Genomic DNA, 11207 nt, shown 5'->3' with positions numbered 1-11207 from the left:
AGACGCTCCATCGTTCATCCATTATTGGCACGCCCATGCCGCCCGCCGCAGCGCCCTACCGCGCGAGCGGTTTAGTCCGATGGCGCGAAGCGGACCATACGCCAAAACGTCGATGTCAGCTAAGTGCCAGAGCCGTCATTTCAGCAGACGACCCCTGCCACCAATGGGCGACGCTCGGAATCACCATCCGCAAAGTGCTGCGAGAATGATCCGACGGCGGGAGAGGCGGAAAGCTAACGCGGTAAATCCCAATAGAACTACAACCCAATATTTGCTTCAGCTTGCCAAGGCGATAGGGTCGGGCATCATGCCGGGATAGGTCGAAATCACCGTGCGGTAGCCAACGCGAGTGCCATCGCAGCGCTGGTCGCGCGACCGCCACCAGCCCAGCCTTTGTGCATCATGTAGCGTCGAAGTTGCGTAAAAGCGTCAGGGGCGGCGTTAGCCGCCCTTCGACATCGTGATATTGACGCCCCTAATCTCGCCCTTGGAGCTGATCTGCACCGTCTGCTTGTTGCCGGTGGTCCGCAACGTCACGCTGGCAGCAAATCCAGAAGCCTCGACGAAAACCTCGATCTGGCCACCGCCCGCCGTGCCCTGCAGATTGCCGAAAAGATTCCGGCTCGCTTCGCTCCAGTTGCCGGAAATGCGGTTGCCCTGGCTCGTAACGTCGGTACTCAAGTCGAATTTGTAGCTGTCGCTGGCGCAACGGAGAGTCTGCTTCAGACCCAGGCCGGTGCTGCTGACATTGTAGCTGGCCTTGCATCGGATGCGCTCGGTTTTTCCGTCGGAAAGCGCGACTGTGCCGTTGCCGGACCACGATCCGTTAAAACCGGCAAATGGCCCTGACTGGGCATGGCTTACCGACACTGACAACATGAGCGCGGCGCCGACCCCAGCAGCCTTGATAGCCTGCCCGAACAACCTGGAACCAAACAATTTCATATCGAATTTTCCTATTCAAATGACTTCCTATATAAGCCGGGAGTCGCCAAATAGTTCGCAAACTGGCTTGGATATTCGTGGTTCTCCTGTATCCTTGGCAAGGCCAGACGTGCAATTCGGACAGTTATCGCCACCTCGCCATCTGGAATATGTCGTAACGTCCATCGGTGACCTTGGCGCCGCCGCTCGGGATTGGGTGAGCGAGCGCACCGACTACCCTCGTAATGTCGCCCAATTGGCCTTGCGCATGAAGCCGATCGCGGCGTCGTCAATGTCGACTTCCACTGGGCGGCCGAAGAACAGTGTCAGCACTATGCCAACGCTGAAGGCACCGCGAATGAGCGACAAGAGCTTTGAGCGCGCCTGCAAGGGCGGCGTCGGCGTCGGGTTCTGAGTGCGGCAATCGGCAACTTGACGCCAATGTCGCTCATTGGCACTCTTGCGACATGCCGACAGATACCGCGAGAATGTCCGTTCATAGGGTGCCGGCTCAACCGGACGGCCTAGAATTGCTTTTTTTGACGCGCATTTCGGGGCCATCCATGAATTATTCCAAAATGAAGGAAGAGCGCCTGTTGGCGTTTTACGAGAAGGTCCGTCAGCAAGTCGCTTTAGATGCAGGAAGCCACTACCGCTTTGCTGGCGATGGGGTCCGCGCCTATGCGGATAAACTCCGCGAAGAAATGGACAAGCGACGGCTGAGGTTCACGCTAATTGATTGGTCAACGGACCGATGATGGAAACCAAAATTGAAGTGCCGAGCCAGGTTCGCGAACTCGTCGCAATGAGCGTTGATAACATCGAAAAGGCATTGGCCCTCTTCTTCGATGCCGCAACAAAGTCGATTGCACCGAGCTCGCCTGAATCAATCGCGCTGCTCAAACGGGTTATCGCCGTAAAAATGGATTACGCCCGAAAGCTTGCGCTCGCGAGCGACTTTTCAGAAGCGACCGCATTGCAGTTTGCGTATTGCCGATCACAAGTGGAAATCACGACTGATCTTATTCGTATAGTTTCGGATTCCGGCGGCTAGATGCCAGCAAGATAAGCGGCCGTACCAATCACCGACACGAAGATCATCGTCGTATCTGTTGCTCGACGTGTAATGCCGCTTACAAAGCAATTCAGCACAGGCAATCGATAGCCTCCTCTTGCGCCGCGCGAGCAGACTCGTCAAGGCTTGGAGGTTCCTCGACGAGTCCGCAACCGCGGCCGCTGCCTTCCCAATAAGAAGACGTTACTGATGTCGTCAGAATAGTCTGCACCAAAGCGAACAAAGTGATGCGGAACTGGCGCGATGTGGTAAAGGAGACACATATATTTTTCGCCCGAACTGCGGTCTAAGGACCAGACGCGAGGCTTGGCATCGGTTCGACCTCTTCTCTTCAACTTCGCACATAAACGCAACTTCTTCCGAGTCGTTTTCGTCAAACCATTCTTGCGCCGCTTCAGCGAAAGCGAAGACCTTTAATTCTTTGCCCTGATAAACCCAAACATCCATCACGCTGAAAGTAGAATGCGCAACAATCCCATCATCGTGCAAAAATACGGCGGCGCCTGTCTCGAAACACCGGCAAAAATCCGCGCGGTCGCGGGCAATCTTGCCGATCTACACAGGCGTGGTCATCGGGTCGTAGCGATCGTTTCAGCGATGGGAAAGACCACCGATGAACTTGTTAAGATGGCCTACCAAGTAAGCTCGCATCCCAATCGCCGTGAACTCGATATGCTGTTAACCGCCGGCGAGCGCATCAGTATGTCTCTAATGAGCATGGCACTGTCCGATTTTGGCGTGCCGGCGATTAGTTTTACCGGCAGCCAAGCCGGAGTGATGACCGACGAATCCCACTCTTCCGCGCGGATTTTAGATGTGCGGCCCATTCGCGTGCGCGAAGAACTCGACCGCGGACGCATCGTAGTTTTGGCCGGCTTTCAAGGCGTGAACCCGGTGACCAAAGAAATTACCACGCTGGGCCGCGGTGGCAGCGACACCACTGCGGTTGCCATGGCAGCGGCACTAAAAGCCGAGCGCTGTGAGATTATCAAAGAGGTCGATGGAGTTTGCTCGGCCGATCCGCGCATCGTGGCGAATTCAAAACCCTTGCGTCAACTGGATTTTGCATCGCTATCCGAAATGTGTTTTTGGGGCGCCAAGGTCTTGCATTTTCGCAGCGTGGAGCTGGCACAAAGCCAAAACGTTCCTTTGGTCTTGAAGAAATTGGGCGGCGCTGAACACAGCACGCAAGTGATGAGAGAGGTTATGGGGATGGAACACGGGAAAGTTTTGGCCATCAACTCGATGGCTCGCATTGAGCATGTGGAGATCGATTCGACGGACCTCAATCAAGGCTTTGAGAAATTCGCGCAGCATCTCAAGCAAAACGGCTTATCTTGGCCGCAACTCCTCGCCTCGGCTTTCACCGCCGGAAAAACGCGCATTATGATGACTTCCGATTCGGAGTCGCTCGACACTTTGCTGCGCACGCTGGAGGGGAGTAAAGACTTGCGCCGACAGCGTGAGACTTTAAGTTCGGTGAGCCTCACTTGCTTCGGCGGCGTTTCCTCAGACTTGCCATTTAAGGCGATTCAGATTCTGAAGCATCACGGGATTGTCGCCGACAAATATGTTTCGTCACCGCATTCGGTAAATCTAACTGTTCCGGCGGAGACCCGCGAGGCCGCGGTCAAGGCTTTGCATTCGCTGATCTAGTTGACCGTTTCGCCCAAAAATATTGCGGCACTCTGCGTGAGAAATTCGACGTGAGCCTGTCAGCCAGGCGGTCAACATTGGTACGAAACGTCCGATTTTCGGACAAGTCACATCTTCACCGCATTCGCGAAGAGCGTGTCATCCCACTCATACAAGGGCCGCATGAAGTCAGATTGGGTGTGGATTGCTCGACCTTTGCGATCGCGCCATTTTCGTCCGTAGGTATCGAACGGAAAGTGTTGCATGTAGTATTCGCAAGTCTCGTCCCAATGTTCGACCGACAACGACTTACCATAGTGTTGGCAATACAGACCAGTCACCACGTGTTCAACACCACCCGGCTCTCGCCCGTTGTGCTTCGCGAAGAAGACCTCCAACCGGTTTCGCCACAACATTAAAATGTCTCGCCGTTCCGGGCCGAAGAAACGACGAAAGCCCAATAGTTCGCGATCGGCTTGATAGGGTGCATGATCGCCAGGAGTCATATAAGCGTCGAACAGTCGAACCCGCACGCCGTCGCAATCGCTATAATGCGTTCGCGCCATGTATCCGCGTAGATCTCCGGTAACGCGCTCATCCGCATCGAAGCAAAACATCCAATCGAACTGCAAATGTTCGCGCGCCGTCTGCAGCAAGAGTCCGCGATGTCGACCCTCGGCAATCCGGCGTGCCTCGATGTCCGCTTCCCACAACCGATTTGTCACGATTAGAGCGACTTTTGGGTGTCCGCAAAGAATCTCCAGCGTTCGATCCGTACTCGCGTCATCATAGGCGACTATCGCATCTACGTGCTTGCCGACGTAGTCCAATGTGTCTCGGAGGATAAGTGCTTCATTGCGAACTCGGGTGATTCCGATCAAAAAGTGCCTATAGCCTAAGAGGCTTCCATTGCAAGCAATGATTTGTTCACCGTCGCGGAGCTGCCAACTACTCGTGCCCAGCATGATCACCACCTGGCTGCGAGAAAGAATTGGCACCAATGATGGTAGGCGGGCGCAGTAACTGCAAGGGTTCAGAATCGCAGGACGTATGTTGCCGGCGGGACGCCGCCGGCGAGAGATTGCAGAAAGTCAACCTCGCGGCGCGGTTGGGTGAGGCGTCCGAAATGCCATGTCGCCTGTTGGCACAATATGGATATGCTAACGGTCGCTGAATTTTCGCTCTTTGGGGTAGAACGGACGTCCGTTAGATAAGTCGTGATGTCCGAGTGTGGCACCTCTGAGACATGCCCCCTATCCTGACAATGTCCGTTCACTGGGGGTAGACCTGCCGTGGGTCCGGTCTACCGACGCGAATGATCCCAACCGGACGTTGCGCACCCCAAGGCAGGAAATGTGGTATCCTTCGTCAAACGCGAAGGGTTCAACGAAGCAGCGGACCCTCAAATGACACGCTGCTCGTGCGAGCGTCCCCGCGTCCTGCGATTGCACACGGATCAGAAGACGGCTCTCCCGGGTCTTGAGGAGGATCAGCGTCGTGAAGCGGGACTTCGACCTCATCGTCTATGGCGCGACGGGCTACACCGGCCGCCTCATCTCCGAATATCTGGCGACGTCCTATCGCGGCGACGATGCTCCGTCCTGGGCGATTGCGGGACGCTCGACCGACAAGCTCCAGAAGGTGCGTGCCGACATCGGCGCCCCAGACGATTTGCCTTTGGTTAAGGCGGATGCCGCCGAGCCGGCGAGTCTGCGTTCGATGTGCGAGCGTGCGGCCGTGATTATCACGACGGTCGGGCCTTATCAGCTCTACGGTCCCGAGCTTGTGGCGGCCTGCGCGGCCACGGGCACTGGCTATGTCGATCTATGCGGCGAACCGCTTTGGATGCGGCGCATGATCGACGCCCATCACGAAGAGGCGAAACGGACCGGCTCGCGCATCATCTTCTCCTGCGGCTTCGATTCCATCCCGTTCGATCTCGGCGTGCTTACGTTGCAGGAGAAGGCGCGCGAGAAATTTGGTCGCCCGGCGCGGCGGGTCAAAGCCCGCCTGCGTAAGGTGAAAGGCGGCATGTCTGGCGGCACCGCGGCGAGCGCTCAGGCGACGCTGGCCGCCGCTGCGCGCGACCCGGCCCTGATCCGGCTGCTCACCGATCCCTTCGCGTTGACGCCGGGGTTCACCGGGCCGTCTCAGCCGTCGGGCCTCATCCCGGAATACGACCCGAGCATGAACGTGTTGCTCGTGCCGTTCCCAATGGCGCCGATCAACACCAAGAACGTGCACCGCACGAATTTCCTGTTGGGTCATCCCTACGGCACGGACTTCGTTTACGACGAGATGATGGTCGCGCCGGGAGTTGGGGAAATCGCTCGCGTGACGGCGGAGACGCTCGCCACGGTGGTTTCCTTGTTCGGGACCGGCGGTCTCAAGCCCGGCGCAGGCCCAACTCGGGAAGAGCGCGAGAAGGGCTTCTACGACATCCTCTTCCTCGGCGAGCTGCCGGATGGCGGAAGGGTCGAGGCGGTAGTCACGGGCGACCGCGATCCGGGCTACGGCTCGACCTGCAAGATGATCGCCGAGAGCGCTCTGTGCCTCGTGCGCGACGTGCAGGGCGAGGGCGGCATCTGGACGCCGGGCGCACTGATGGGTCCGGCGTTGCGCAAGCGTCTGAAGGAGCGCGCCGGCCTCACCTTCAGCGCGCGTTGAGGTAACGCACAGAACTGCAGCGGCGCGCTGGATATCGCGGCGATCTCGGAAGTCACAGACAGAAAAAAGCAGGGAGGATGCCATGAGCGGTGCAAGGCTAAAACATTACGGCTGGGGCCGCGAAGACGAAGGCATGACTGCCGAGGAGCAGGCTTTCGTGCTCGGCCGTTACCACGCGAAATTCGCGCGCGATGCGTTTGAGACAAAAGCCGTGCCGCGTCTTGAGGACCTAGCACTGCGGGCGCCGCGCGTTGCGCTGCCGAGCTCACTTGCCGCTTTCTGTACGAGCGAACGCTACGACCGGGTCGCGCACACCTACGGCAAATCCTATCCAGACTACGTGCGAGCCATGCTCGGCGACTACGACAGCGCGCCCGACGTGATCGCATATCCACGCAACGAAGCAGAGATTTCCGCTGTGATGGACTGGGCCGGTGGCGTCAGCGCCTCGCTGACGCCGTTCGGGGGCGGGTCGAGCGTCTGCGGCGGCGTCGAGCCGCGAGTCGATGGGCTTCGCTACAAGGCGGCCGTCACACTTGACCTACGCAATCTGGGTAAGGTTGTCGAGGTAGATCAGATATCGCGCGCCGCACTGATCGAAGGCGGTGCCTATGGTCCATCGTTGGAGAACCAGCTTAAGCCGCACGGCGTCACGTTGCGGCATTTTCCGCAGAGTTTCGAATATTCAACCCTTGGCGGCTGGATCGCGACGCGATCGGGCGGTCATTTCGCCAGTCTCTACACGCATATAGATGATCTCGTCGAAAGCCTGCGCGTCGTGACGCCGCGCGGCATACTGGAAACGCGTCGATTGCCGGGATCGGGTGCTGGACCGAGCCCCGACCGCATGTTCATAGGCTCGGAAGGCACGCTCGGCGTGATTTCGCGCGCCTGGATGCGATTGCAGCCACGTCCGAAATTCCGTGCCGGCGCATCGGTTCGTTTCCATTCGTTCTTCGGTGCGGCACGCGCATTGCGCACCATCGCACAGGCCGGTCTCTATCCATCGAACTGCCGCATCCTTGACGCGCAAGAGGCGTTCAACACCGGTGCGGCCGACGGCAGTGTCGCGATCATGGTGCTCGGCTTTGAATCCGGCGACCATTCGCCGGATGCCTGGATGGCACGTGCGCTCGAATGCTGCGCCGACCATGGCGGGACGCCGGAGGCCGCAAAAGCCGGCGATGCACATCTCGAAGGCGCAGCAGGAATCTGGCGGAACGCATTTATTCGCATGCCATATGCGCGCGAGTTTTTGACACCGGCTGGTCTCATCAACGACACGTTTGAGACCGCTATCACCTGGGATCGGTTCGAAAGTTTCCACGACAAAGTGAAAGCGGCGACGGAGCGTGCGATCCTCGAAGCGACTGGCCTGAAAGGCGAGGTCACATGCCGCTTCACCCATGTCTATCCGGACGGGCCCGCGCCCTATTTTTCTTTCCATGCACTCGGCCGCCACGGTGCGCTTCTGGAGCAATGGCAGGCGATCAAGAGTGCGGCCAGCGACGCGCTGATCGAGGCGGGTGGTACGATCACACATCATCACGCTGTTGGCCGTGATCATCGGCCTTGGTACGATCGCCAGCGGCCGGGTCTTTTCGCGGCCGCGCTTCGGGCAGCAAAAAGAGAACTCGATCCACAAGGCATGCTCAACCCGGGAGTGCTCATCGATCCGTAACGCGGATCGACGCACCCGCAGCCGATGTGAGGTCTAGGACTCCACAAACTTGATGGTTGAGACCGGCCATCTTCCATCATGACCTCCGATGGAAATCCGAAGCCCGTGCAATTCATCCAGCCAAACGTTCTCGACCGTGCCTGCCTTTCCGTCGGTGAGCACGACGGCTTTGCCAATCAATTCGGACTGCGCCGCACCGTACTCATCCAAAATTTTTGACGCACGGCGCTTCACCGATGGCATTGCTCGTCCATGTCAGCCGAGCCTTCTGGGCTGTTCAAGGCGGCTCAATGGCGACGCTTGTCCCGACGCTCATCCGCTGGAATGATTGATGGTAACTGCTCTTCCAATTCGCGGAGCCAATTGATTTGCCTTTTAAGGCTCTCCGGGGGGGCCGGCTCTTCTTGCAGGAACGCACGTAGTCTCTCCCCGATCTCTTGAACAATTGCTCGGCTGTGTTTGGAGTCTATGTCAATGCGGTTGCGCATAACGAAGCCTCGTTCGGGTAAGAAAGCGCCAGCATTGGCGTCCACCCCTCCCGCGGCTCTCTTGCGAGCACGGCTGGCAATTTCTGAATGGAACCGAAGACCGCCGCTTTTGGCTATCTGTGCGAGCGCTTGTTTTTGAGAACAGCGGGCCCTGCAGTAGGAACCTTTGGCTATCCGCGACATGCGCCATGTAGTCAACGGCGAGCGACGGTCTCCCTCTACTAAAGTCTGGACCGGAGCTTTCGTTCCCTATCGGAGCGCCACGCCGACGCATTGAGGAACTTGCCGCGCGGAATACCGGGTCGTTGGACCCCAAGTTCGGCAGCTTTTGTCCCGGCCAGGCTATGGAATTCTTACTGCACCGCAGCGTGACGCTCGGTCGATGGTCAGAGGGGAGTACAACCGCAGCATAGTGCTTCTGCAGTGAAGAGAGCAACGGACGCGATTGCAGACAAGATCAGTTGCGCTCTGGAACCATTTCAGAGAGTGGCCAGTTAGTTCGTGGGGCCGATGCAGGAGCCATCGCCATGAGGATCAAATATCTTGCTGCAATTGCGATAGTTGCCGTTGCCGTTGCCGCTGGTGCTGGACTGGCGGTCCATTCTGTCGGCTCGCTGCCGCCCGAAAAGCAGTCCGCGCCTGCCGCCGCCCAATTGGCTACCCTGTTAGCTGAGTCCGTGGATCCGTTTTTGCATCGGTCCGGTGGCTAACGGCCGGCGTAACTCAAAAGCACCTTGGCGGCGCTGCCTAAGTCATGGGGCATCGCGCCCGTTCGGCAGAGCAATTGGCTCATCGAATTCTCGGCCAAAGCCCGCGCGCGACGATACTTAGCGCCTCGTCCGGCAAGGAACGCTGGAACGCCTTCGCCTCACATCCCGTGCGCTCGCATTCGTACGTCACGTTCCTCGTTCTGTCGGAATGAACGCCAGAATAGTTCCGCTGCTGCTGTCTACGCCGCAACGACGCGTCCGGTATTTTCGATATTGGCAGATTTTGTTGCAAAAGTCGAAAATCGAACGACCCCGAAAATCTCGCGAAAGGTGATTTTCAGAGAGCTGTAACGATGCGAGGCGCCATCACGCCGCTACGCAGGTCCGTGGTCGTTTTTCCGAGGAACGATGTGGTCCCTTACGTGGCCACGTGCAACACGCGTCAGCCTCCCTGAAAATTTTCGTTCGTCACCCCAAAAAGACTTTTGCAACAAAATCGGCACTTTTCGAACCTAAGCGTTCAGGCTGACGATGTCCGTTTACGAGGGCGCAGCGGACTTCGTTTTCGGCCGCGTCTAGGTCAGTTGCTGACCCCGTCTCAGACTTTGGCCGCAGGAAGAGCCAACCGTGACTTCGACCGACGGGCGACGCTAGGCGGTCTTTTTTCTGCCCTGACAGGAACAAACGGTTCAACAAACTTTAAGCGACTGTGCGACGATAGTCAGGGAAAGCGACGTCAATGTTGCCCGATCAAAGCGCTGTCTACTATTCCGAACAGCTCTCGCTTCTCGGACAGATCCTAGATAAGGCGGTGCAGTCATTGCCGCTGAGTATGCGGACGCCTCAAAATCGCGAGGCGATCGCAAAAAACATCTTGGCCTGTGCAGGCACTGGTGAGCGAGACTCAATCGAACTTAGGCTGGCGGCGTTGATTAATTTGAAGGTCACTGTCGCGGTGTAACCGGACGCCGATCAAGCAGTTACTGTGACTTCCTTCCGTAGCCGAAACGCACGGTTGCGCAACGAGCCGGCCTAACGGTTGACGCTTCACCGACCTTAAACAAGTCGATTCTCTAATCGTGCGACGATCTCACAAACGCCCTAGGGCTGCTGCGCTCCTGCCTCCGTTCCGTCAAACCAGGATCGCCTCTTGCCTCAAATAGTTAGGAAGAAACGTCGGTAGAGGTACCAATGTTATACTCGCAAAGCCCACCACTCGCGGAGAAAGAGTGGCTGACAGCCGAAGAAACTTCGTCCGGCAGGTCTGCGCGCGATCCGGACGCCCGATCCGATCTTCGCTCTGGTAGGCGGCCCTTGAAGGCGCCGATCGATCCTCCCCATCCCTACCGCTTCGGGGAGGGGCAGCTGGCGAGCGACCGGCCGTCGATTGGCAGGCGCATGTTGCGTAGCGTTACCCGGTTCTCTATTGCGGCTCTCATCGGTGTCGGTGCCACGCTTGGCTGGCAGTCCTACGGGGATGCAGCAAAGGAGATGGTCATAGCCCGGGCTCCAACGCTGGCCTGGTTGTTATCCATTTCGACGACGAAGCCGCCAATCGTGGCTACAAATTCCCCTGACCCGATGCAGCAGCTTGCGCCCTTGGCGTCCAATCTCGATGTCGTCCGGCACAGCGTAGAACAACTCGCTGCCAAGCAAGAACAAATGGCCCAGAACATTGCGGCACTGCAGGCTGTTGAGGAGGACGTCAGGCAGAAGGTGTCGTCCACCCCTCCGCTCCCGGCCCCGCAGGAGGCCTCTATCCCGCAGCCCAAACCCCCGCAACCCAGGGCGCAGCTATCGGCTGTGCGGTCATCGTCGGTGCCTCGCCCGCCGCCCCCCCGACCACAGCCTCGCGCTGATGGCCCAGACCGTGGGAGGGAAAATTGACAAGCGCTTTCAGTTCTTGCCGCGCTAGAGGGGGGCAGGGCTTCAAATCACGGGCCGACCAGGCTTGTTGGCAGGTCGAAAGCACCTGGCTGTTGGCCTCCGTAAAACTACTGAAGTTGCATCACTGGGCAACGCATCTC

At 58.2% G+C, this 11207-nt stretch carries 12 protein-coding genes; 9 read left to right on the top strand and 3 right to left on the bottom strand.

What is annotated here, in order from left to right; translation table 11 throughout:
* Positions 1–209, top strand: a 209-nt coding sequence (locus JQ624_RS37335; protein ID WP_212423862.1) for a hypothetical protein, incomplete at its 5' end; no start/stop codon positions are given.
* A gap of 232 nt (positions 210–441) precedes the next feature.
* On the opposite strand, the gene JQ624_RS37330 is transcribed toward JQ624_RS37335, so the two are convergent.
* On the bottom strand, positions 442–945 hold the full coding sequence (locus JQ624_RS37330) for a hypothetical protein (protein WP_212423861.1): 504 nt from the start codon (positions 943–945) through the stop codon (positions 442–444).
* On the opposite strand from JQ624_RS37330, the gene JQ624_RS37325 reads away from it, so the two are divergent.
* The 4 genes from JQ624_RS37325 to JQ624_RS37310 all read left to right on the top strand — a co-directional run bounded on the left by JQ624_RS37325 (position 878) and on the right by JQ624_RS37310 (position 3655).
* Positions 878–1339: a hypothetical protein gene (locus JQ624_RS37325; RefSeq protein WP_212423864.1), complete on the top strand. Its 462-nt coding sequence runs from the start codon at positions 878–880 to the stop codon at positions 1337–1339. The genes JQ624_RS37330 and JQ624_RS37325 overlap by 68 nt on opposite strands.
* A gap of 148 nt (positions 1340–1487) precedes the next feature.
* Entirely contained in the window at positions 1488–1682 is a 195-nt protein-coding gene (locus tag JQ624_RS37320) for a hypothetical protein (RefSeq protein ID WP_249130387.1), read from the top strand.
* Positions 1679–1978, top strand: a complete 300-nt coding sequence (locus tag JQ624_RS37315; protein ID WP_212423860.1) for a hypothetical protein — start codon at positions 1679–1681, stop codon at positions 1976–1978. Before JQ624_RS37320 ends, JQ624_RS37315 begins: the two co-directional genes overlap by 4 nt.
* Positions 1979–2461: 483 nt before the next feature.
* A complete protein-coding gene (locus JQ624_RS37310) occupies positions 2462–3655 on the top strand; it encodes an aspartate kinase (RefSeq protein WP_212423859.1) in 1194 nt (397 codons plus the stop codon).
* 107 nt (positions 3656–3762) lie between these two features.
* Here JQ624_RS37310 and JQ624_RS37305 read toward each other — a convergent pair whose 3' ends face one another.
* On the bottom strand, positions 3763–4599 hold the full coding sequence (locus JQ624_RS37305; protein ID WP_212423858.1) for a glycosyltransferase family 2 protein: 837 nt from the start codon (positions 4597–4599) through the stop codon (positions 3763–3765).
* Positions 4600–5131: 532 nt separating this feature from the next.
* Between JQ624_RS37305 and JQ624_RS37300 the strand changes: the two genes are divergently transcribed.
* Positions 5132–6301 (top strand): trans-acting enoyl reductase family protein, encoded by a 1170-nt coding sequence (locus tag JQ624_RS37300; RefSeq protein WP_212423857.1) that lies wholly within the window; start codon positions 5132–5134, stop codon positions 6299–6301.
* 82 nt (positions 6302–6383) lie between these two features.
* The gene (locus JQ624_RS37295; RefSeq protein ID WP_212423856.1) at positions 6384–7982 is read left to right on the top strand and encodes an FAD-binding oxidoreductase; all 1599 of its coding nucleotides are present in this window, start codon (positions 6384–6386) and stop codon (positions 7980–7982) included.
* A 33-nt stretch (positions 7983–8015) separates the two neighbouring features.
* On the opposite strand, the gene JQ624_RS37290 is transcribed toward JQ624_RS37295, so the two are convergent.
* Entirely contained in the window at positions 8016–8225 is a 210-nt protein-coding gene (locus tag JQ624_RS37290) for a PRC-barrel domain-containing protein (RefSeq protein WP_212423855.1), read from the bottom strand.
* Positions 8226–8997: 772 nt separating this feature from the next.
* Here JQ624_RS37290 and JQ624_RS37285 point away from each other — a divergent pair.
* Both JQ624_RS37285 and JQ624_RS37280 read left to right on the top strand, forming a co-directional pair.
* The gene (locus JQ624_RS37285; RefSeq protein WP_212423854.1) at positions 8998–9180 is read left to right on the top strand and encodes a hypothetical protein; all 183 of its coding nucleotides are present in this window, start codon (positions 8998–9000) and stop codon (positions 9178–9180) included.
* Between the two features lie 739 nt (positions 9181–9919).
* Positions 9920–10141 (top strand): hypothetical protein, encoded by a 222-nt coding sequence (locus tag JQ624_RS37280; RefSeq protein ID WP_212423853.1) that lies wholly within the window; start codon positions 9920–9922, stop codon positions 10139–10141.
* The last annotated feature ends 1066 nt before the right edge of the window (positions 10142–11207 follow it).

This window comes from Bradyrhizobium sp. AUGA SZCCT0283, from assembly GCF_018130385.1.
Taxonomy (GTDB): Bacteria; Pseudomonadota; Alphaproteobacteria; order Rhizobiales; family Xanthobacteraceae; genus Bradyrhizobium.
This window is presented reverse-complemented; position numbering and strand designations above follow the sequence as displayed.

What these genes read in the sequence shown, in the direction of transcription:
- JQ624_RS37325 (WP_212423864.1), top strand. Translation starts at nt 878, where the DNA reads ATGAGCGCGGCGCCGACCCCAGCAGCCTTGATAGCCTGCCCGAACAAC.
- JQ624_RS37330 (WP_212423861.1), bottom strand. Translation starts at nt 945, where the DNA reads ATGAAATTGTTTGGTTCCAGGTTGTTCGGGCAGGCTATCAAGGCTGCT.
- JQ624_RS37320 (WP_249130387.1), top strand. Translation starts at nt 1,488, where the DNA reads ATGAATTATTCCAAAATGAAGGAAGAGCGCCTGTTGGCGTTTTACGAG.
- JQ624_RS37315 (WP_212423860.1), top strand. Translation starts at nt 1,679, where the DNA reads ATGATGGAAACCAAAATTGAAGTGCCGAGCCAGGTTCGCGAACTCGTC.
- JQ624_RS37310 (WP_212423859.1), top strand. Translation starts at nt 2,462, where the DNA reads ATGCGCAACAATCCCATCATCGTGCAAAAATACGGCGGCGCCTGTCTC.
- JQ624_RS37305 (WP_212423858.1), bottom strand. Translation starts at nt 4,599, where the DNA reads ATGCTGGGCACGAGTAGTTGGCAGCTCCGCGACGGTGAACAAATCATT.
- JQ624_RS37295 (WP_212423856.1), top strand. Translation starts at nt 6,384, where the DNA reads ATGAGCGGTGCAAGGCTAAAACATTACGGCTGGGGCCGCGAAGACGAA.
- JQ624_RS37290 (WP_212423855.1), bottom strand. Translation starts at nt 8,225, where the DNA reads ATGCCATCGGTGAAGCGCCGTGCGTCAAAAATTTTGGATGAGTACGGT.
- JQ624_RS37285 (WP_212423854.1), top strand. Translation starts at nt 8,998, where the DNA reads ATGAGGATCAAATATCTTGCTGCAATTGCGATAGTTGCCGTTGCCGTT.
- JQ624_RS37280 (WP_212423853.1), top strand. Translation starts at nt 9,920, where the DNA reads ATGTTGCCCGATCAAAGCGCTGTCTACTATTCCGAACAGCTCTCGCTT.